Raw genomic sequence first — 397 nt, 5'->3', positions numbered from 1 at the left:
TCCGCTTATTTATTAAAAAGTTGGTAGTAGAAGCCTTGCTTTTTAAGCAAATCCTGATGGGGACCTGTTTCAATAATTCTTCTCTGGTCAAGAACAACAATTTTGTCAGTCCGCTCAGAAATGCTGAGTCGGTGGGCCACAAAAATAATGGTTTTCTCGGTCATCTTCATCAGGTTGTCAATGACCTTTTTTCTGTTAAGACATCTAGCCCGCTAGTCGCTTCGTCTAAGACCATAATCGGTGACTTTGTCAGGAGGGCACGTGCCAGAGCTATCCTTTGTTTTTGACCACCTGAGAGTCCCGCCCCATCGGATAGCTCAGTTTGATAACCCAGTGGCATTTGCTCGATATCTCTTCTGATTTCAGCCATCTCACAGGCTTTCATGATGTCCTCTTG

General features: G+C 44.3%; 2 protein-coding genes. Both read right to left on the bottom strand.

The annotated features are described in order from the left end of the window. Positions 1-5: 5 nt before the first annotated feature. Complete coding sequence (locus FH871_RS35075) at positions 6-164, bottom strand: hypothetical protein (RefSeq protein WP_305036633.1); 159 nt, start codon at positions 162-164, stop codon at positions 6-8. 5 nt (positions 165-169) lie between these two features. Further along, on the bottom strand, positions 170-397 hold a 228-nt coding region (locus FH871_RS35070), incomplete at its 5' end, for an ATP-binding cassette domain-containing protein (protein WP_305036631.1).

The organism is Larkinella sp. C7 (assembly GCF_006149005.1).
GTDB lineage: Bacteria > Bacteroidota > Bacteroidia > Cytophagales > Spirosomataceae > Larkinella.
This window is presented reverse-complemented; position numbering and strand designations above follow the sequence as displayed.

Bases quoted from the DNA above. Each gene is read 5' to 3' on its own strand.
- FH871_RS35075 (WP_305036633.1), bottom strand. From the start codon at position 164: ATGACCGAGAAAACCATTATTTTTGTGGCCCACCGACTCAGCATTTCT.